This window comes from Streptomyces sp. NBC_00353, from assembly GCF_036108815.1.
Lineage (GTDB): Bacteria > Actinomycetota > Actinomycetes > Streptomycetales > Streptomycetaceae > Streptomyces.
The window spans coordinates 17,090-37,675 of the sequence record NZ_CP107985.1 but is presented as its reverse complement, the minus strand read 5'-3'; the positions used below and the strand labels follow the sequence as shown (position 1 = coordinate 37,675).

13 protein-coding genes and 4 pseudogenes are annotated in these 20,586 nt (G+C 67.8%); 8 read left to right on the top strand and 9 right to left on the bottom strand.

The window, feature by feature from the left end:
* The first annotated feature begins 1,824 nt into the window (after window positions 1–1,824).
* Window positions 1,825–3,228: an FtsW/RodA/SpoVE family cell cycle protein gene (locus OHA88_RS00125; RefSeq protein WP_328623684.1), complete on the top strand. Its 1,404-nt coding sequence runs from the start codon at window positions 1,825–1,827 to the stop codon at window positions 3,226–3,228.
* A gap of 219 nt (window positions 3,229–3,447) precedes the next feature.
* On the opposite strand, the gene OHA88_RS00120 is transcribed toward OHA88_RS00125, so the two are convergent.
* The 3 genes and pseudogenes from OHA88_RS00120 to OHA88_RS00110 all read right to left on the bottom strand — a co-directional run bounded on the left by OHA88_RS00120 (window position 3,448) and on the right by OHA88_RS00110 (window position 7,161).
* Complete coding sequence (locus OHA88_RS00120) at window positions 3,448–4,716, bottom strand: IS256 family transposase (protein WP_267008273.1); 1,269 nt, start codon at window positions 4,714–4,716, stop codon at window positions 3,448–3,450.
* A gap of 252 nt (window positions 4,717–4,968) precedes the next feature.
* Window positions 4,969–5,882 (bottom strand): annotated as a pseudogene (locus OHA88_RS00115) (transposase family protein).
* A gap of 109 nt (window positions 5,883–5,991) precedes the next feature.
* Window positions 5,992–7,161 (bottom strand): PP2C family protein-serine/threonine phosphatase, encoded by a 1,170-nt coding sequence (locus OHA88_RS00110; RefSeq protein WP_328623683.1) that lies wholly within the window; start codon window positions 7,159–7,161, stop codon window positions 5,992–5,994.
* A 663-nt stretch (window positions 7,162–7,824) separates the two neighbouring features.
* Between OHA88_RS00110 and OHA88_RS44340 the strand changes: the two are divergent.
* The 4 genes and pseudogenes from OHA88_RS44340 to OHA88_RS00100 all read left to right on the top strand — a co-directional run.
* A pseudogene (locus OHA88_RS44340) lies at window positions 7,825–7,995 on the top strand (PAS domain-containing protein); the annotation flags it as partial.
* 174 nt (window positions 7,996–8,169) lie between these two features.
* A pseudogene (locus OHA88_RS44335) lies at window positions 8,170–8,292 on the top strand (IS3-like element ISCARN46 family transposase); the annotation flags it as partial.
* Between the two features lie 56 nt (window positions 8,293–8,348).
* Window positions 8,349–8,633, top strand: a pseudogene (locus OHA88_RS44330) (hypothetical protein); the annotation flags it as partial.
* 140 nt (window positions 8,634–8,773) lie between these two features.
* The gene (locus OHA88_RS00100; RefSeq protein ID WP_328623681.1) at window positions 8,774–9,037 is read left to right on the top strand and encodes a hypothetical protein; all 264 of its coding nucleotides are present in this window, start codon (window positions 8,774–8,776) and stop codon (window positions 9,035–9,037) included.
* Window positions 9,038–9,416: 379 nt separating this feature from the next.
* Here OHA88_RS00100 and OHA88_RS00095 read toward each other — a convergent pair whose 3' ends face one another.
* Entirely contained in the window at window positions 9,417–9,806 is a 390-nt protein-coding gene (locus tag OHA88_RS00095) for an ATP-binding protein (protein WP_328623680.1), read from the bottom strand.
* 886 nt (window positions 9,807–10,692) lie between these two features.
* Between OHA88_RS00095 and OHA88_RS00090 the strand changes: the two genes are divergently transcribed.
* Entirely contained in the window at window positions 10,693–11,031 is a 339-nt protein-coding gene (locus OHA88_RS00090) for a MerR family transcriptional regulator (RefSeq protein ID WP_328623679.1), read from the top strand.
* 170 nt (window positions 11,032–11,201) lie between these two features.
* Here OHA88_RS00090 and OHA88_RS00085 read toward each other — a convergent pair whose 3' ends face one another.
* Genes OHA88_RS00085 through OHA88_RS00075 form a run of 3 tightly spaced genes read right to left on the bottom strand, consistent with a single transcriptional unit; the run spans window position 11,202 to window position 14,108 of the window.
* Window positions 11,202–11,540, bottom strand: coding sequence for a SpoIIE family protein phosphatase (locus tag OHA88_RS00085; RefSeq protein WP_328623678.1), 339 nt, complete (start codon window positions 11,538–11,540; stop codon window positions 11,202–11,204).
* A gap of 58 nt (window positions 11,541–11,598) precedes the next feature.
* Entirely contained in the window at window positions 11,599–11,886 is a 288-nt protein-coding gene (locus OHA88_RS00080) for a tetratricopeptide repeat protein (protein WP_328623677.1), read from the bottom strand.
* Window positions 11,883–14,108 (bottom strand): tetratricopeptide repeat protein, encoded by a 2,226-nt coding sequence (locus OHA88_RS00075; protein WP_328623676.1) that lies wholly within the window; start codon window positions 14,106–14,108, stop codon window positions 11,883–11,885. Before OHA88_RS00075 ends, OHA88_RS00080 begins: the two co-directional genes overlap by 4 nt.
* Before the next feature lie 150 nt (window positions 14,109–14,258).
* Between OHA88_RS00075 and OHA88_RS00070 the strand changes: the two genes are divergently transcribed.
* Entirely contained in the window at window positions 14,259–14,465 is a 207-nt protein-coding gene (locus OHA88_RS00070) for a hypothetical protein (protein ID WP_328623675.1), read from the top strand.
* A 665-nt stretch (window positions 14,466–15,130) separates the two neighbouring features.
* On the opposite strand, the gene OHA88_RS00065 is transcribed toward OHA88_RS00070, so the two are convergent.
* Window positions 15,131–18,313: an SMC family ATPase gene (locus OHA88_RS00065; protein WP_328623674.1), complete on the bottom strand. Its 3,183-nt coding sequence runs from the start codon at window positions 18,311–18,313 to the stop codon at window positions 15,131–15,133.
* On the bottom strand, window positions 18,310–19,602 hold the full coding sequence (locus tag OHA88_RS00060; protein ID WP_328623673.1) for an exonuclease SbcCD subunit D: 1,293 nt from the start codon (window positions 19,600–19,602) through the stop codon (window positions 18,310–18,312). Before OHA88_RS00060 ends, OHA88_RS00065 begins: the two co-directional genes overlap by 4 nt.
* Before the next feature lie 134 nt (window positions 19,603–19,736).
* Here OHA88_RS00060 and OHA88_RS00055 point away from each other — a divergent pair, with 134 nt between their 5' ends.
* The gene (locus OHA88_RS00055; RefSeq protein WP_328623672.1) at window positions 19,737–20,582 is read left to right on the top strand and encodes a hypothetical protein; all 846 of its coding nucleotides are present in this window, start codon (window positions 19,737–19,739) and stop codon (window positions 20,580–20,582) included.
* Window positions 20,583–20,586: the final 4 nt, after the last annotated feature.

Here is a 20,586-nt window from a genome sequence, read left to right as displayed (position 1 = left end):
CCTACGCGCAACACTCGTTGATGGGAGCCGTCGATTACGGCCCGAGTGGCACCGGGGAGCCGGTCGCAGCTCAGCGTGGGGAACGCCGGCCCGAACACCGCGCCGATCAATCGAGGCTGCCCATCTCGCCCTGGCTCAGAGACCCCTCCGCGCTATCGGTGGGGGCGGCAGACGCTGATCCGAGCGGACTCCCGGGCGGCACCCGTGACTTCGCTGTCCTACTCCGCCAGCATGACCGTCACTGACACGATCCATCAGAACGTCCTGAAGATCCCCGCATCGGCCTGAACGCTGGTCGTCGAGACTGGTGGTGAGGTCTGGAACGGTGCCCCTGGGGCGCCGAACTGGTTGATAACGTGCTTGTCGGCTGGCCACAGGTGGCTGCCATCCATCAGGCAGCCTCATCCCGGGCCCAGTTGAGGATCACGGATGCGGACGGCATGCGGGTCATCTGCTCCGCCGTCAACGCCCCGCCCGGCCGATCGCTGCTTACCAGTCCACTTGCCCAGTTCACGACACCTGGCCAGGTCGCCGGCTAATTGCGCTGCCGGTCTGCGGTTCCTGCGGGCCCGCGAACTCGATGCGGAGAAAGCAGAAACGGATACTCCCAGCTCATCCACCACAGCCTCGCCGAGATCAGACGCGTGATCATATTCGCCTCACCCACCGGCAGCCCCCCGCCTGTCGACCACATCCTGCACTGGTCGACATGGCGATGCAGATGACAACACCAAGCCCGCGTCAGCCACCACAAACGACGAGGACTCAGGCCGTAACACCTGCCCACCAGTCAGAGCAAACACCGTTGCAAGGTGGGCCTTGCTCGACCCGGGCGGCATGTGTCCTCCGCCCAGCTCCGAGGGCTTGATGAACGTGGACGTGGTCTGGGCACGCAAGCGCTCCAGGACCCGCGAGCATCGGAGTGTGTGCGCATATGACGGGATCCTGCCTGACGGGCGGTGGGGCCAAACAGATGATCGGTCGCCTTACTCGGCTCGGATGGTCCAGGATTTGGGGCTGACCCTCTCGCCGATAGACATCTGGCGTGGGAGAACGGGCCGTGTGCGGCCGACTGATGCTGGAGCTGCTGGCTCTTGGTAGATCGGGTCAGGCCAGTGAGGCCTCGGGCATAGTCCGCAACGACTACCGGGGAGGACCAGCAAGAGTGCGGCGGCCGCTACCCCAGTGCGACGTTCCCGACCGTGGCTCCCGCTTCGCGAAGTGTCATTGCATGTGCATGCGGAGATGCGAGTCGGCGTGTAACACGCTCCCGCTAACCGACACTTGCGCAACAACCTGGGGTTTGCCGCTGAAGTTGGACGGATGGCCCCTCGCGGCGTCGTTGGTCAAACTTCGGTCAAGCCGTTCGGTGGGGACGAGTGAACTGTGCGTAGCGCCGGACGTAGTTCTACGTGGACACCAAGGACGACAAAGTCATCTTTACGGCGAAATCGGCCTGGTCTGAGTCCGTGTCGAAGATCGAGGAGAATTCCCAAGATCAAACTGCAGGAACCTCTCGCTTTACTGGCACAACCAGGTCGAGGCTAGAGTCGTCGAGGACAGTCTCACTGATGCCTGCAAGAAAGTCGTCGGGCTCGAAGCACAGCCCTCCGCCTGCAAGACGGAGCCGCAGCGCCGTGCGGCCGAGGCGGACACCAACGCCGCCAAGGACCAGGGCGCGGCGAACGAGACCACCGACAGCACTTCCGCCAAGTCCCCCGCCAAGGGGACCAAGACGACTGCGACTCCCACTCCCGGCCCTAGCCTCTCAGAGGAAGGTCCCGCAGTGCGGTGAGCGGCAAGCCGTAGAAAGCTCTCAGCACAATGAGCGTTGCCCCGAACACCACCACCACTGTCGGCACGATCGACGCGCCGAGCCGCCGCAACACCGAGCTGGCGCTGGTCACGTTCGCCGTCCTGATCTCGGTGTTCGCGTACGCCAACGTGGGCCTCGCCCTCAACGGCGAACTCCCCGCCGGCATGCTCGGCTACGGGCTCGGCCTCGCCCTGCTCGGTGGCGTCGCGCACATCGCCGTACGCAGGTTCGCGCCGTACGCGGACCCGCTGTTGCTGCCGCTGGCGACCTTGCTGAACGGTCTCGGTCTGGCCATCATCTGGCGGCTGGACCAGTCGGAACGCTTCCAGCAGACCGCCAACTTCGTCGCTGCCGCCTCCAAGCAGTTGCTGTTCTCGGCCGCGGGCGTGGCACTGCTGGTGGTCGTCCTGCTGGCCCTCAAGGACCACCGCATCCTGCAGCGCTACACCTACATCTCGATGCTGGTCGCACTGCTCCTGCTGATCCTTCCGATGTTCTTCACCCCAGTGAACGGTGCCAAGATCTGGATCAAGATCCCCGGCGTCGGCACGATCCAGCCGGGTGAGTTCGCCAAGATCATCATCGCGGTCTTCTTCGCCGGCTACCTCATGGTCAAGCGCGATGCCCTGGCTCTGGCCAGCCGCCGCTTCATGGGGCTCTACCTCCCCCGCGGCCGTGACCTCGGCCCGATCCTCATGGTCTGGGCCTTCTCGATCCTCATCCTGGTCTTCGAGACCGACCTCGGATCATCACTGCTCTTCTTCGGCATGTTCGTCGTCATGCTGTACGTCGCCACCGAACGGACCAGCTGGATCGTTTTCGGTCTGCTGATGTCGGGGGCGGGCGCCGTAGGCGTGGCCACCTTCGAACCTCACGTGCAGGACCGTGTCACCGCCTGGCTAGACCCGTTCGCAGGCTGGGGCAAGCTCGCGGCCAGCGAGCAGATGGCCCAGTCGCTGATGGCCTTCGGATCCGGCGGGACCCTCGGCGCTGGTCTCGGTCAGGGCAATTCGGACCTGATCGGTTTCGCCGCCAACTCCGACTTCATCCTCGCCACCGTCGGAGAGGAGCTCGGTCTCGCCGGAATGATGGCGGTCCTGCTCGTCTACGGCCTGGTCGTCGAGCGCGGGGTCCGGACGGCGCTCGCCGCCCGCGACCCCTTCGGCAAGCTGCTGGCGATCGGCCTGTCCGGTTCCTTCGCCATCCAGGTGTTCGTCGTCGCCGGCGGTGTCATGGGTCTCATCCCGCTGACCGGTATGACGATGCCGTTCCTCGCAGCAGGCGGTTCGTCCGTCATCGCCAACTGGGCCCTCATCGGCATCCTGATCAGAATCAGTGACACCGCCCGCCGGCCCGCGCCTGCACCCGCACCGTCCCCGGACACCGAAATGACCCAGGTGGTCCGACCGTGAACAAGCCGCTCCGCAGGATCGCGGCATCCTCATCCTGCTCAGGCGCACGAACAACGCTACCGGCGCGAGTCTCGGCAGCCATGGCAGGCAAATCCCGCAGGCCCTTGCACCTGTGACCTGCTGCTCCTCGTGAGGTCCTATAGGTCCCACAGGGGGTCTATCAGGAATGAGGTGTGATTCGTCTGATTGGCCTACAGGTTCTTCGGTGGGCTGATTGGTCTACACCCGTCCGGCGGTGAGGCGGCCGTCGAAGAGGAGGTCGAACTCGTTCAGCGCGCTCTTCCAGCGGTTGTTCCAGCGCTGGCGGCCGCGTCCGGTGGGGTCGAGGGCGAGGGTGGCCAGGTAGAGGCGCTTGAGGGCGGCGGTCTCGTTGGGGAAGTGTCCGCAAGCTTGGGCCGCGCGTCGGTATCGGGCGTTCAGCGACTCGATGGCGTTGGTGGTGTAGACGACCTGGCGGATGGCGTCCGGGAGGCCGAGGAAGGGAACGAATTCGCTCCAGGACCGTTCCCAGATCCCGGTGATCGACGGGTACTTCTTGCCCCATGTGCCGTCGAAGTCGGCCAGTCGCTGCCGGGCCTGCTCCTCGTTGACGGCCGTGTAGACGGGCTTGAGGTCGCGGGCGACGTCGGCCCAGTCGCGGCGGGACGCGTAGCGCAGGCTGCCGCGGATGAGGTGGACGATGCAGGTTTGCACCACGGTCTGCGGCCAGACGGTGTTCACCGCGTCGGGCAGGGCGGAGAGGCCGTCGCAGACCAGCATCAACACATCGCGGACGCCCCTGTTCTTGATCTCGGTCAGGACGGTCTGCCAGTACTTGGCGCCCTCGCCGCCGTCGCCGGCCCACAGTCCCAGGATCTCCCGGTAGCCGTCGGCGGTGACCGCGATGGCCACATAGACGGGTCGGTTCGCGACGTGCCCGTCGCGGATACGGACGTGGATCGCGTCGATGAAGACCACCGGATAGACCGCGTCGAGCGGGCGGGTGCGCCATTCCGCCATCGACTCCAGAGCTTTGTCGGTGATGGTGGAGACGGTCTCTTTTGTGGTCGTCATCCCGTACACCTCGGAGAGATGGGCGACGATCTCGCCGGAGGTCAGGCCCTTCGCGGTCAGCGACAGGACCATCTCGTCCAGCGCACCCGTCCGGCGGGCGTACTTGGGCAACAACCGTGGGGTGAAGGTGCCCAGGCGGTCCCGGGGGACCTGCACGGTCACCGTGCCGACCTCCGTCATGACTTTCTTGGCCCGGTAGCCGTTACGCATGTTGCCGCCCGAGCGTGAACCGCGGCCGCCGGCCCGCCCGGCCTCCGCCGCGAGATGCACATCCATCTCGGCCTCCAGGGCGGCCTGCATCAGATGCTGGGCCAGCTCGGGCAGCAGCCCGCCCTCGCCCATCAACCGCAGCCCTCCTAGGCGCACCTTCTCGGCCGCCAGCGCGGCCAGCTCCTCCAGCAGCTCGCTGGACAGACCATTCTCGGATACCGGCATCGACTTCACGTCGGCACCCTCGATGCTCTCACCAGCCACGGCAAGCGACACACCGTCAGCGGCCTCGATCAGGTGATCCGTCGTCGTACTCATCAGGTGACTCCTTCGGGGAAGCACACACCTGATTCATGACACTCCCCCCACAGGAGCACAGAGTGCGCACTTCAAGCGTGTCGGTCTGAGCGCGGCATCGGCTTACGAGCTGGTGCGTGATTGCGTTGGAGACGTGGGGGCCTGAGCTGGGGGTTTGTGTCAGCCGGTGGTGTTGCGGTCGGAGACGAGGCCGGCGATGGCCCGGTAGGTGGAGGGCAGGTTCTCCCGGCGGTGGGTCCAGCGGACCAGTTGCTTCCAGCGTTTGTGATCGGCGAGGGTGTGTTCGACGGTAATGCGCTTTGAGGAGTGCCGGTGTCTGGCTCGTAGGCGGGCTTCGAGGACCTCGGGCGGGCTGATCTTGTTTCCCTTCCTGGGCGGAGTCACCGCTTGGCCGGGATGATCGCGACGGAGCCCGAGGTAGCCGTCGTCCAGGAGGACCTCCACGTCGCGAAAGTGCTGGAAACAGGTACTGATGCCTTCGTTGCGTGCGGCGGTCGCGTCATGCATCCGCCCTGGTTGCAGGGCGTCGGTCCAGAGCATGCGGCCCTGATGGTCGGCGACGACGGTGGCTTTCATCGTGTTCTGTTTCTTCTTGCCTGACACGAACGCACGGCGCCCACCCCGGCCGGCCGGGGGCCGGCGGACCTGGACTTCGTGGCGTCCAACCGCAGCTCAACACCTTCGGCCTGGGCGTATGCGAACACATCCGCCAGGGTCCGCAGCCGCAGGCCGGGCCGGTCGGGGACCGCGCATCCCCGCTCGGCCAGCAGCCCTCGTATCTCGCCGATCGCACGGGTGATGGTGGAGCGGTCGACGCGGAACAACAGCCCCAACGCCGCATGCGGCAAATCGTGCCGCAAGTGAATCAACGTGGCCACGAGCCGGTCGACGAACACCAGCCGATGCCGGACACCGGCTCCGGCCTCGCGCTTCCTGGCCCCGCCACGAGCTTCGTGACAACGCCCCTCGACCACGGCCTGCCACGGACCAGCCAACTCCTCAACCAGAGAGGCGAGATGCCCACGAGAGACCCCCGTGAACACCTGATGCGCAAGAACCGTCCCACTGAGCATGATCGCCACATCCGGATCATGCCACCCACCAGCAAGAACACCTCACCCGCAATCACGCACCAGCTCGTAAGGAGCAGCAGACGGTGCCGGGCATTCAGCTCGCGCATGCCTACATCAGCCGTTGCTCTTGAACCGCGTGGCCCCCCGGCCGGGAGTGCGGAGGTGCGTGATCAGGCATCGGGGGATCCGGCTGCCGCCGGGTCACGGCCAGGATGGCCATGTCGTCCTGATGGCCACCCCCTGTCCACCGGTTGACGTCCTCGGTCAGCGCATCGACAAGAGATCCCGGGTCCGCGTACTGCCTGCCCCTCAGTCGCGATCGGGCCGGGTCGTAGAACGTGCCGCACTGGTCCCGGGCCTCGGTGATGCCGTCGGTGATCAGCAGCAGCGAAGCGCCGGGGGGCAGAGGCACCGAGTCGACCGGGGCGCTATCACCATCTGCGGCCACTGCGCCAAGGTCCATCCCCAAGGGCAGCTGCCGGACCGTGGCGTCGAGTCGTACCAGCTCCCCCCTGTGGACCAGGTACGGCGCCGGGTGCCCACGGTTGAGCAGGGTCAGCACCTCGCCGTCGGGGGAGACCTCGGCCAGCAGAGCGGTGGTGAAGTCCTCGCCCGGCATTTCCTCGGCCGTCCGGTCGGCCTCGCTGGCCAGAGCATCATCGAGGCGCTGCGCCAGCTCGTCCAGGGTCGGCGTGTACTCGGCCTCCTTGCGAAATGCTCCGATTGCGACCGACACTGCCGCAACGGCCTGGACCCCCTTGCCCCGCACGTCGCCTATGATCATGCGTACTCCGTACGGGGTGTCCTGGACCGCAAACAGGTCGCCCCCGATCCGCGCCTCCGCCTGGGCCGCCGTATAGCCCGCGGCCACGGCGAGCGGGCCGACGCCCGTCGGCGGATCCGGCAGCACGGCCCGCTGCACGGCCTCCGCGACATTCCTGGCCATGGCAAGATTTTGCCCCTGTCGCGCAATGAGCCGATTGACCGCCAGGGCCAGCGCTCCGATCACGCCCACCACGGCCAGATCGACGTACAGTGCCACAGCCTCGCGTCCGTGATAGATGTCCATGCCCACCGTCACTGCACACGTCACGCAGGCGACCGAGGTGGCAGCGCGGAAAGACAGCATGGCGCCGGCGACCAGAGGTGCGGCTGCCAGCAGAGGGAGGCCCAGATACGGCCAGGGCGCAACGAGGTTCAGGACTATTCCGGCTACCAGGGAAAGCCCCGCGAGCAGCCATGGAACCCTCGCCGACGTGAGAGACAACCCATCTATCATCGGATTCCCTGCTGCTGGGTGCCACGCCGTCGCCCGGCACACTGCGTGCGTACCGCATCGCCGGTACGACCGATCAGGTCGGGCCCTCCATTCACCCTTGGACGCCAGACTCCGACCCTACCCGAATAGTCCGTTTCGTCCGCCCGTGGTGGTGGTCGTTCGACTCCGGCACCGTGCGCTAACCAGCGGACCCGCACGTCTTCCTGGCGTGGATACCGAGCGTGCGTGCGCAGGTCGGCGCCCCCTTTGCGTGGCAATCAGGTGTGTCCGATCCCGCCATCCCACGAGGCTGGGGCTGTCGACCCTAGGGAGACCGGCACTCTTCCCCCGGCTGCGGTGGGGTGAGGGCGTCGTGTACTGCTGGAGGAGAACGATTTTTGCCGGCCCCGGGAGCGCTGATGACGCGGGTTGTCGTTGCCACCGCGGTTGGTGTGTCGCTGTCCGTGACCGAATGCAGGTGCACGTTTCGGCGGCGCTTAAAGGCCGCGGACAAAAGTCGCTGATGCGAGACGCTCGGCCATCACCTTCGCCCAGTCCCGATCCGGCAGCCGTCGGAATGGCTCGTCCGTCCTATCGGGTCGCGGCTGGTCAACGACGTACATAGAGGTCACTGCTCCCGGACGGGGGCGTGAATCTGCAGGTGAACAATGAAAGGGTGATCCCATGGGCGCAGTACATGCCATCGCCCACCAGCCAGATAGCGCTTCTCCCATAGAAATGCCACGTATCGCCGTGGACAATCGGGGCGTGATCCAGGCGTGGAATCACGCGGCCCAAGAGCTACTTGGCTACAGTCGGCGACAGACCCTTGGCCGATCGGTCACTGTGCTGCTCGCGGATGGCGAGGCTTCCACTGCCGGGGATGGATCCCCTGCAGGGCAGGCATGCGTGGACAGACACGGCGAGGTCACCTTGCGTCATCGTGACGGGCAGCTGGTCTCCTGCTGCCTCCAGCAATTCGCCGCCCTGGCAGGCGAGTTCGGCGTTCTCCTCTCAGTCGGCCGCACCGGCCAGTGCTGGGACAACGCCCTCGCCGAGTCGTTCTTCTCGACCATCAAGCGCGAATTGCTCGGCACCGCTGCCTGGCCAAGCCGGGCAGCCTCCCACACCGCGATCTTCGATTTCATCGAGGGCTCCCCGGCCCGAACCGCGTCCGACGCCTCGGAGTCGACGGCCTGGTCCGCTTCGTGCGCCGCCGGGGTGCCCGGATCACACGGGCGAAGGCCGCGCAGGTCGTCGAGACCCCGCGCGAAGTCCTGAAGTTGCCGGAGGCAGACTGGAACGCCGCCAGCGCTGTACTCGGTGCCGACGTGACATTCTTCGTCGCGCTGGAGGAGGAGATCGCCAAGGCCACCGCGGAGTTGTCGACTGTCCTGCCCGACAATCCGGCGTGCGTCCTCACTTCGTTGCCCGGCGTCGGCATCGTGACCGCCAGCGCTTACGGAGCCGCGATCGGCGATCCGGCCCGCTTCAAGAATGCTGCCGGCGCCTACCGTGCCCCGGCCTCGTCCCCATCGCCTACGAATCCGCAGGCAAGAGCCGCCGGGGCAACCGGATCAGCCGTGAAGGATCGGTCGAGCTGCGACGCGCGATCGTCGACCTCGGCCGTGGCATGGGCTTCCACCACGCCGACTTCGTCGCCTACCGCCGCCGCCTGCTCTCCGAAGGCAAGCCGCCGCTGGTCGCGACCATCGCAGTGGGCCACCGAGCCCACCGCCTCGCCTTCTCTCTGATGAAGTCAGGCACCCCCTACGACCCGATCCGCTGGGTCCGTTCTGTCGCCGAGGGCGACGAACGGCGCCCGTCAGGCGACGTCGGGGCGACGGGCAGGCCCGTCATGGCGACACCCCGCCGGGGCCCGCCAGCGACGACGTGACCTGCCCGGCATCCGACACCATCGGCCCTCAGGAGGCCAAAGGCAAGTAACTCCGCTCCCCAGACGGAGAACGGGCTTGGTGGCGGGGTGCCGGAATGATGTCGTCGTTCCTATGAGACCCGCCCACGGCGGGAATCTCGCCGAGTAGTAAGACACCGGCACCCTCCCATCGAGCGAGTGCGAAAATGGTCACCTGCGCAGGGCGAGCACGCGTATGTCAGAGTGCACCGCCGGGACACCCTGAGCCCTCACCTCTGCCCGGACGAGCCCCATCCCCACCCCGACGCCGTCGTCAACAATCCGACGCGCGTCACCCCAGCATGACCAGCACCAAAGCAGCGTTCGGATTACTACTCGCACGGTCGGTACCGCCTCGGCGCTATCGGGCGAGGAGGGCGCTTACGGTCTTGCCGCCGGCTGCCTGGCGGGTCACGGCGGTGTCGCGGGCGAGGCGGTTGACCATGGGCCAGCCGAAGCCTCCGGTGCCGCCGTTCAGGTCGGGGGTGCGCATGCGCGGTGCTTGCGGGCTGCGGTCGTGCACGGCCACCTCGGTGCTGTCCGGGTGCGCGGTCAGGTCCAGGGCGCAGGTGCCACCGCCGGGGCGCAGGGCGTTGGTGACGAGTTCAGAGACGACCAGGACCACGGTGTCAGCAGCCTCGGTTGCGAGCGGATGTACGAGACCTTCGAGGAAATCCCGGGCGCGCTCGCGTGCGCCGGCGGTGGATGCCATGGAGTGCGCGGTTGCGACGTTGACGCTCATCGTGTCCATCGGGCCACCCTGGTCTCTGGATCGTCAACGCCCGGTCCTGCCTGCCCGGTGCTTGTGCCCCGGCTTGCGGCCCGTTAACCCGATGATGACCGCCTTACTCCCGCCCTCCAGCGCTGTTTCGAGGTGGATTACCTCACCGCCGAACACACGAAAATCTATGTCGGCTGGAGTAGACATTGGGTGGTGGTGTGGTTATGGTTTCTCTCGTAGCCCAGAGAGACCGCGGGGCCTGGCAGAGATGAACTGCCGGGCAGCAGTACACGCAGTTGCAGTTCGTAGGACGGTGCGGTGGTGGAGTTTCGGAGCCAGGGTTGTTGCAGGACGGCGACGGGGTTGACGACCGGACCGGGTGGCCCGCAGTGATCAGGGGCCGCCGTGAGCAGTACGCAGTGGCAGTACCCGTAAGTGCAGGTCCAGTACCCAGCAGGGAAGTAAGTGAGCAGCACCTCGGTGAAGGCGTCGGCTGCGGACGCGCGCACCGGGAGGTTCGGCAGTGGGGTTCTAAGCCAGAGCAGACGCAGGACAGGCGACGGGGCTGGCTGCCGAAGAGTGGCACTGTCGGCTGTCGCAGGCCACTGGGCAGTACAAGAGAGCAGTACCAGCAGTAGGTAAGTGATTGATCCCAGAGGGAAGAACGGAGGAGCCAGGCGCCATCAGGATCGCCCGGGCGGACGTCTTGAGCCCGGGTACCGCAGGACATCGATAGTGAGGTGGTCTCCGGTCAAGCAACCGCGATCCCCGCACCCCCGACAGCATTCTGGTCGGGTCCGCGGAAACAGAGGGCCGGTGCAGTATCAGGGCCGGCAGATGGTGTAGCAGTTCCTTCGGGGCCCTGGTGCCAGTACGGCACCAGGGCCCCTCCACGCGTTCCACACAGTGAGGTGCAATGACAGCAGACGACTCGTTCGGCCGTCTCGACGACGACGACTACCCCGCCTACACCATGGGCCGGGCCGCCGAAATGCTCGGCACCACCCAGAGCTTCCTCCGGGCCATCGGAGAAGCCCGGTTGATCACCCCGCTCCGCTCCGCGGGCGGCCACCGCCGCTACTCCCGCTACCAGCTGCGCATCGCCGCCCGCGCCCGGGAACTCGTCGACCAGGGCACCCCCATCGAGGCTGCCTGCCGCATCGTCATCCTCGAAGACCAGCTCGAAGAAGCCCAGCGCATCAACGCCGAATACCGCCGCACCGCCGAATCAGCGAACCCCACAACCGCGGCCTGAGACGGCTGAGACCTGGGAGCTTCGCGGCTGCCACCCACACGTGCTGCCCGGGACGCAAAGCGTTCCGGGCAACTTCCTCCCCTGCCGCCTGGGGCCGAGAGTGAGAACCGGGCCTCGATCCCCGCGAGTCCTTGTCGTCGACGACGTGATCGGGCCTGACGCGCGGGCCTTCAGTCAAGGACCGCGAGGGGGTCGGCGGCGCCTCCGTGCCACTCGATCATGAAGAGGGTGGCGTCGTCGCTGGTGCGCCCGCGCCGTTCCCACTTCAGTGTGTGGGAGAGCCGGCGCAGATCCGCCCGCAGCCCGTGCGACGGCTCCTGCCCCAGGCGGTTCACGCAGCGGATGAGGCGTTCCTCGCCGAACTGCTCCCCGTTGTTGACGTGTTCCTGGATGATGCCGTCGGTGTAGCACAGCACCCGGTCGCCTTGCTGAAGCGTGTGCTCTCTGACCCGGGGCATCTCACCGTCGAAGCCGACGGGCAGCGTCGTCGCGCTCTCCAGCTGCCGCACGCGGCCGTCGCGGACAGGCGCTCGCTCACAGCTGAGCTGCCGGTCATGCCCTTTGAGGTCACCAGGGTGGGGTGGGGGTGCCGTCGGGATCCAGCCCGTAGGGCCACATCTGGAAGACGTCCTTCCCGGTACCGCCCCACGCCGTCGCTGCATCAAGCGCCTGCTTGACGATGCCTTCGGCGCGTGTATGGTCCCCAGCCTTCTTGCAGAGGAGGAAGAGCTTGATGAGTGCCTGGGGGTGCCCTGCCTCGCCGGCCTGGAGAAGAGCTTGTTCAGCGCCCTTCCGATTACCGGCCTGGTGCAGGATGTGGGCCATTTCAAACAAGACGGCCGGCTCACCGCTCATGGCTCTCTGTGTGAGCAGTTGCGCGGCGCCTTCGATGTCTCCGCCCGCGAGTCGGACGCGGGCGAGTCCCAGGACGGCCCAGGACTCGCCGGCGGCGGCGCCTTCGGCGAAGAGTTGCGCGGCGCCTTCGGTGTTTCCGGCTGCGAGTCGGCGCGGGCGAGTTCGGCGATGGCCCAGAAGTGGCCTGCGTCGGCGCTTTCGGTGAGATGCCCGTCAGTAGAGGCGCTGTCTTGACGGACGGCCAGCGCAGATGCGGTCTCAGAGGCGTCCGCAGTACGTCGGCGGTCGACCTTTCCGCGGACCTCGTGCATGCGCTGCATGCGGATGAGTTCGATGGCCAGGTCATCGCCGGCGTCGGCGGCCTGGGTCAGGAGCCGTTTGGCGCCTTCGCTGTCTCCAGCTTCACGGCGTAGGTCCGAGAGCCTGACGAGGGCGCTCGTGGCGCCGGCACCGGCGGCACTGGTCAGAAGCCGTTCGGCGCCCTCCTGATCGTCCGTCCTCAGCCGGAGCTCCGCGAGTTCAATGAGTGCACGTGTGTCGCCCCTGTCCGCGGGCTCGGTGAGGAGCTGTTCGGCGCCGTGCAGGTCGTTATAGCCAAGCCGAAGCCCGACGAGTTCGAAGAAGGCATCACGGTTCCCGTCTGCGGCGGCATTGCTGAGCAGTTTCACCGCGTCTTCCGCATGGCCCGCACGCTTTCGGAACCTGACCAGCTGCATGAGCGCATACCCGGGATCTGCACGCTGGTAGAGGTGGTAGGCCCACTGGAGGCGGTGCCGCCTTTCGGCTGCATGCGCGAGCCTGCCGAGGTCCTGGGATCCCGTGAGGTGGTGGTGCGCAGCCTGCCAGAAGGAGGCGGGCGGGCATAGGCGGCGGCGTTCCGCTCCGCCGTGGTGCTCGAGATAGTCCGCAAGCCGGTAGACGACGCCATGCCCGGTGTCCTTGCCGAGGGGAGCGCCAGGATCGCGGCGGGCGGGCCGCGGGCGGGCGCGACGCAGGGGAGCGAGCCTGCCGTGAACGGGTTCGGCGAGTTCGGCCAATGCCTTCTCGGCCCAGTCCGGAGGCAGTTCGTCGTATTCACGATCGCTGAGGTAGTCGGTGCCAGCGTCGGTCAGGAAAGCCAGCGGGATGTGGAGGCCGACGCCGAGCCGGCGGGCATCCATCGAGGCTTGGAGAACGGCGCGGGCCGGCGCGCTTGCCGTGCGGTAGCGGTGCAGAAGCTCAGGCGCCCCGGCCAGATCCTGGGTCACACGCTCCGCCTCGGCCCGCTCCAACGCCGCGGCGAGCATCTGGTCCCCGGTTGCGGCGAGTTCGCGGGCGGCCTCCTGCGCGTTCTCGTCGAAGGCATCGGGGACCGGCACAGTCCGTCCCGCCAGCAGCGCACGCACCTGGGCGTAGCGGTCCAGCTCCCCGCACAGGGGCAGCGTCCGGTAGGCACGGTCGTATTCGGGCCACAAGGTTCCCAGGACCAAGACCGGCCGGATTTCCGGATCGGTGAGCAGCGAGCGGACGGCAGCGGCGATGTCGGTGCCGTACTCAGTGTCGCCCAGGTAGTGCTGAGCCTCGTTGAGCCACACCACGGTGCGCGGTCCCACGCGCCGGATGTTGGTGAGAGCGGCCTCTGCCCGGGTGGGATCGAAGGGGTGCCACAGCCGCCACCCCTGCGCGGCAAGCGGCTGGATGGCCTCCCAGCAGGCCCTGGTCTTTCCAGTGGAGGACGACCCGACCAGAACCAGCATGCCGCTGCGCCCCTGGGCCGCAGCCTGGACGACTTCCGCGAGCACGTCATCGTGAGAGCGTCGGACATACCCCGGCAGCGTCTGGAACAGCGACGATCCCGCCGGCCCGCTCCGGCCGTCTACCGCGCCAGCAGGGTGGACTTCCAGGTCGTACGGGTCCCACTCGCCAATCGCCTGGCCCACACCGTCAGCTTCCCTGCCCGGCGCTGACCCGCCCGCGCCCCCCGCTTCGGCAACAGCCCGCTGACGCAGTCGAAGCAGCCTGTCAGCATCCAGCCCCAACGCCTTCGCCAGCGCCGCCACCGTGGCCGCCGACGGCACTTGACCGGATCCCCGCAATGCCTGGCTCACCGTCGTACGCCCGAGTCCCGCACGCCGCGCAAGTCGTGTCTGATCAAGCTGGGCCTTTGCACACCCCTGATCGAGGAGCGCCTGCAGTTCGACAAGCGGCGGCTGCCCCTCACTTTTCTCGGTCCTTGTGCTCAACCCGCAAACCCCTCACTTCCCCCACCAGCACGGTGTGTTCGGCCGTGTGCATCATTGTTCATCCGAACCCCGGTGAACGCCTCGCTCGCCAGATTTGCAGTCAGCGCATCACCTGCGCGCCGTCCACTGCCATCGAGGAGAAGCCGTACCGTGTCGGACCGTCGTTTGACCCTGATCCTGTTCACCGCCCTGAGCGCCCTTGTGCTCGCCATCACGGCCGCGGCCGCAGCCGGATACCTCTCCCGCCGTGACGGCGCCAGCTACCCGGCCGCCCTCGCCCGTGCTGCGGTCACTTTTGCCACCACACTGACGGTGGCGGCTGCGCTCGTCACAGCTGGCGCTACTCTCACCGGCTGACCCGTTCGGCGCTGACAGGGAGCCGGTGGGTGCGGATTCGGTCACTGATCGGGTCGGATGCCCCCGTGTCGGTCTTCATGAGTCTGGGCGGATCGAAGCCGATACGCCGGCACCCGCTGGGATCGCACGTGCCGCTCAGGTCTTGCCCGGGCTGCAGTGGAACGGACGGCCCAGGCGGTCGGTGGGAGGGTTCGGCGCAATTCGCTTTGAGCCGCAGCGTTTTGGGCCTGTCAGCGCTTTTCTGTGGTGAGGTTCTATCCGTATAGACCCGATGTAGGCAGTGAAGGCGGGTGTGGGGCAATTACACGAAACGGCTCCGGTCCTTGCGGCGGTTGCCGCCGCCGCGGGATAAATGGCCCACCGCGGCGGCCGGGCGAGGTTGTGGCATCTGCTGGGGGAGATGGCGCGTGGACGCAGCAGGATGCGTGTGGAGCGGGAACGCCGTTACCGTCCTGGTGGAGTTGGTGGAGCGTCTGCCTCCCCTCCCGGCTGCCGTCTCTTCGTACGGGAAGGGTCCGGCGAGCAGAGCTGCATGGATGTCCGCACCGCGCTCCCCTCACGTACCACTGGGGTAAGGCGGCCGCCGGTTAACGCCGTTTCCTTCTCCACAGCCCCATCGTGCACGGTCAGACACGGTACGCCACCCGTCGGCCTGGGACGCACGCTCACGTCGGGTCCGTGAGATTGTGCAGGTCGTCGCGGACGAGACTGTCGCGTTCGGCTGCGGTGAGCCAGCGGGCCTGCGAGCCGCGGTGGTCCTTTTCTACCCACAGCACGTCGTGCACCGTCTCGGCGACCGGCCGCAGATGGCTGATGACGGCCAGCAGCGTGTCGGTGCCGACATGTGTGCGCAGGACCTGCAGGGCGCTGTCGAGGGAAGCGGAGTCCAGGGTGCCGAAGCCCTCATCGAGGAAGAGGCTCTCCATACGGGTGCCGCTGCGCCCGTGCATCTCCACCAGGGCGAGGGAGAGAGCGAGAGAAGCCTGGAAGGTTTCCCCGCCGGAGAGGGTGCGAGAGCTGCGCCGGGTGTGGCTGGCAAGGCTGACGATGTCGAAGTCCTCAGCGAATCCCAGTCGCCCTCCGGAGAGCTGCTGCACTAGTTCGCTGCCGTGCGCGAGGAGGGCGCGGGTGCGCAGGTCGGTGAGATGACCGAGGAATTTCCCGTCCGTCATATGGGTGCTCACCGCCCGCCACGCGGCCAACTGGCGATCACCTGCGGTGAGCGCGGCCGCCAGCTGCTCCTTGTAGGGAATCTGGGACAGGGCCTGCTCCGCGTCCTCCAAGGCGCGCGCCGCTTCGCTGCGCAGCGTGCCGGCCTGACTGCTCAGACTGTCCAGGAGAGTGGATTCCAGCGGATCCGTCTCATCGGTCACCCGCAACATCGCGGTGCCGAGGTAGGCGGCAGACACCTCGCGGGCATGCACGGAAAGCTGCGCGGTCAGCTCCGCCCTGGCCGCGCGCGCCGTGGTCTCGTGCTCCTCCAGAGCCGTCAGCAGCAGGACGGTGGCGGCCTCCAGGGCTGCGGCGCACTCCTCCGCAGCAACAGGATCGTCCAACGCGGCCAGCGAGGGCAGCACAGGGCGTTCGAGCTCCTCGACCAGCGCTGCTGCGCTGCAGGCACTGTCCGTCCAGCGCTGCAGCCGTGTCTCGAGACCGTGCAGAGGATCGGTGACCTTGCGTTGCCGGCGCTCGGCCAGTTCACCCCGCTCGGTCTGGAGCGACTGCACACGCTGACGCAGCTTCTCCTGTCGTTCGGCCAGTTCTTGTTGGCGTCCTTGCTCCGTCCGCACGGCCTCGGCCGCGGCTTCCAGATCACCGGCTGTGGGGAGTTGCGGAGACGGTGGGAGCGCGGCCCGCATGGGCTCGGGGACCACCGACAAGCTCGACAGCAGGCTGCGCTGCTCCGCCTCCAGGCTCTCGCCCCTCTTAGCCGCCTGCTCGTGCGCTTTGCGCGAGGACTGGGTGGCCGTTTCCAGCGAGGCACGCTCTGCGCCCAGCTCTGCCCCTGCGCGCGCCAGTTCGTCCTTGCTGGCGGTGGCTGCCTCCTGCAGATGAACGACGCGACCGCGGGCGCCCTCCAGCAGGTCGGCTGTCAGGCTCTCCCGAGCATCGGCCGTCGGCGGCGCAGCGTCGGCCAGGCGTGCGAGGGCAGACGCGACCGTGCTCTCCAGCTCCTTGGCGTACACCGCAGGCTGGCGGTGGGCGGTAAGCGAGGCGAGTTCCAGCGCCTGCTCACGCACCGCGGGCAAGGATGCTTCCAGCCGGGCGACCGCCTCTTCGACCTGCTGCTCATGCTTCGCCAGGGCCCGCTGAAGCACTTCAATCTCGTGCGCGTGGTGGGTGTGTTCCTGCTCTGCGCGGCTCAGCACGGTGGAGGCCTTCTCCACCGCAGCCCGGGCCTTAGCGAGGGCGTCGGCGTCCTGCGGCTGCGGCGGCTGGTAGTCCTCGGGCAGCGGCCGGTCGCAGACGGGACAGCCCTCTCCTGCGCCCAGACCGTCGCCCGCTGAGTGGGCTGCCTCCCGCCGCCGGATGCCGTCCAGTGCCCTCTGCGCGGTGGCCACGGCGATCCGCGCCTTTTCCGGGTCGCTGCCAGGAGGCGCCTGAACCAGGACGCTGAGCTTGTTGCTGGTGGCCGCGTGGTCGGCACGCTGCTGCGCCAGCACGCCGGCCGCTTCCCCGGCGTGCCGGACAACGGCCGTCAGTTTCTGCAGGATCTCGGCGGCAGCGGCCGCTTCCTCGTCGGCGTCCTGTGCCTTCCCATGCAGCTCGGCGATGTGCTCCTCCGCGTCCTGCAGTCCGCCGGCGCGCACAGCCAGGGCTTCTTCCTCGCTCGCGAGCTCGGCCAGGGACTGCCTGTGTGCTGCTTGCCCCTCGGTGAGGGCGCTGAGCCTGCCGGGCGTGTCCCTGAGGACCTGGGCGGCTGCTGCCAGCGCGTCGGAGGTCAGGCCCGCCGTGTCAGATGCCTCCTTCTCGGCGGTGAAGACCCGAAGACCGTCCTGGGCGGCGGTCTCGGCCGCGGCGTTGTTGTCCTGCAGCTGCTGCAGTTCGTTCTGTGCCTGCCGCATGACGGCGATGGTGCGGCCGTAGTCGCTCACGCGCCGCTGGGTCAGTTCGGCCGCGGCGTTCGCACTGAGGCGGGCATGCTGCGATGCCTGTGCAGTCGCGACCTGCCGCGAGCGCAGTTCGGCCAGCCGGTTGGTGAGGTCCGTGGCACCGAGGGTGGCTCGCTCGTGCCGTTCCCGGGCCTCCTGGGCCTGTGCTCGGGGGTCGGTGAGCAGCCGGGCATCTACTTCCCGTGCCTGGTGGATGAGGTCCTTGATACGGCCGATGGCCTCGTCGGCGAGCTGGCGTACCCGCTGCAGTTCGTCGACGCCGAAGAGGGACTTCAGGATGCGGGCGCGCTCGGCATCGCGCGCGTTGAGGAGGTCGCCGAAACGCCCTTGCGGTACGAGGACGGACGATTTGAAGGTGATGTAGTCGATTCCGAGGAGCGCGCGGACGGCCGCATCGACGGCGCGTGCGCCGTCGATGTGCTTGTTGTCCGGATCCGTCAGCCGTGCCTGGGTACCGCGCGTGGTGTGGAAGACACGGTGCACCCGCCATTCCCGGCCGTCCACGCTGAACACGAGGTCGATGGTCATGGCCGGGCAGTCGTCGGAGCGCAGCTGGGACGCCTGGTCGGTGAAGGAGCACCTGCCGTACAGGGCGACGGTGATGGCTTCCAGGATGCTGGTCTTGCCTGCGCCGGTGTCGCCGAGGATGCCGACGAGACTCTTGCCGGTGAAGTCGACCTCGCAGGTGCCTGGGTAGCTGCGGACCCCAGAGAAGGTCAGGCGGAGGATCTTCATGAGGCGGTCTCCGTTCCGCCGGATGCGGCGCTGGTCCAGGGGGAGGTGATGGCTTCGGCGAGCAGGGATTCGGCGGGGGAGGGGGACAGCACGGTGTCCGGCGTGTTCAGCAGGCTGGCGAAGGCGGACACGACCTCGTCGGCACTCTGGCCGGGGGTTCGGGTACCGGCGAGGTAGGCGCTGAACGCCGCGGTGACGTCGAGCTGGCCGTCGTCGGCAGCGTCGGCGCCCGTCAGGACGGTGGCCCGGGTGGCCGCGCATTCCTCCTCGACCTCCACCACGATGGCGTCCGGCACCAGTTCGGCGACCCGTGCGCCGAGCCGCGGGATGGGCTCGTCGCTGCGGATGACCGCCTTGAGGTAGACATCGGTGTACTGGGCGGCTGAGTCGGCGAGTTCCTCGAGGGTGCCGTCGAAGCGTGCCAGGCGCCGTCCGGAGTGAAGCGTGTGTGGGGTGATGAGCGTGCGCCTGCCAGGTGCCGCGTCGACGACGGTGACGCTCTTGGTTTCCTCGCTCTCGCCGAAGTCCATCTGAAGGGGGCTGCCGGCGTAGCGGGCAGGCAGCCGACCGCTGCCGATGGGCTGGGGTTTGTGGATGTGCCCCAGGGCGCAATAGGCGACCTGGGGAAGGGCGTCCGCAGCGGTGGCGTAGGGCTCGCGTGCCTCCCACATCCGCTCGCTGTAGGAGGGCACGGAGCTGGCGACGTACTGGTGGGCGGTGAACAGCAGCACGTCACGGGCGGGGTCATAGCCGTTGAGCAGCAGGGCGAGCAGCCCGTCCTGCAGTTCACGCAGACCGGCCGCGTAGGCGCCCTCGGTGGTTCCGAAGCCGGGGAACAGGTGCAGGTAGCGGTTGGGGTGCACATACGGCAGGGCGGCCAGGCGGATGCGCTCGCGTCCGTCGCGGCTGTCGAAGTCGAGGACGGTGCCCGGGTCTGTGTCGCCGCGGCTGTGCACGAACTGCAGACGGTCCTGGTCGGCGTCCGGCCGCAGGGTGGTGGACACGTAGTTGAGCAGGTTGAACAGCTCGGGGGAGTCGTGGTTTCCGCCCAGGACCACGGTAGGCGCGATGCGTGCAAGGTCGTTGAGGCAGCGCATCGCGCGAAGTACGTCCTTGTGCGCGGGCCGGTAGGAGTCGAACAGGTCGCCGCTGTGCACGATCAGGTCCGGCTGGGCGGTGTCCGCTATGGCGGTGATCTCGGCCAGGACGGCGTCGAACTCCCCGTCCCGGGAGCGGCGCTGCAGCAGCGTACGGCCCAGATGCCAGTCGGATGTGTGCAGGGCTTTCATGAGCGGCTCTCCTCAGTGCAGGCAGGACTGCCCGACGCCTCATGCCGCAAGGGCAGTTGACGAGTGTCAGCGACTCTACAACAGCAATCACAGGAGAAAACTGGAAAACACTGGAATACGGTAGGGTGGCTACCATGCACGAGCATCTGGACGCACTCGAAGAGCGCATGCAACAGCTGCAGCAGGCCATGCGGCGCGCCCAACTGGCCCGTGACAACGATCAGATCAAACAGCTCCGCGACGACCTGCGACGCACCCAGCGCGCCTGGGACGCCCTGTTCGCGCAGGCCGAAGACGGCGACGGGAACGACACCCCCGACCAGGCCGCAAGCAGCGCTCCCACGGAGCCGCAGACCCTGCTGCCCGCACGCGAACAGGTCCACCAGGTCCTGACCCTGCTCGCCGTGCCTGCCGCCCCCAAACTCATCAGCACCGTCCACGAAGCCTTCTTCACCGGCGGATTGGCCCCCTCGCGATTGACCAGCCTGCGCCGCGACGAGGAGCGCTCATACCGCGGCGCCCCCGGCGCCCGCCCCTACTACCTGTGCCCGGCACTCACCTCCGACCTCCTCTCGCCCGCCCGCGGCCTGCTCACCGTCAGCACCTGGCCCCTGGAACAGCGCATCGTCGGCCCCCTCAGCGCCCGCGTCCACTTCCTCACCAGCGCCCTGAACATCGCGGACGCCGCCGAACGCCTCGACGCCGACACCCTGCCGCTGCCCGCCCGCCAACTCCTCGCGCGCTACGCCCAGAACATCCCCGGCGCCCAGCCCCCCATACCGCAGTCCAACCCGGCCGGCACACCTCTTGACCTGGGCCTGCTACGCCGCGCCGCCGAGGACGAACTCACCCTGCACACCGAAAGCGACACCATCAGCCGCACCCAGGCCGCCGCCCGGGCGCGCAGCCAGCTCGACGACGCGGCACTGATGTTCGGAGGGTCCTTCCAGTCCGCCCGCCGCCTGCGCTCCGTGCCCTGACCGC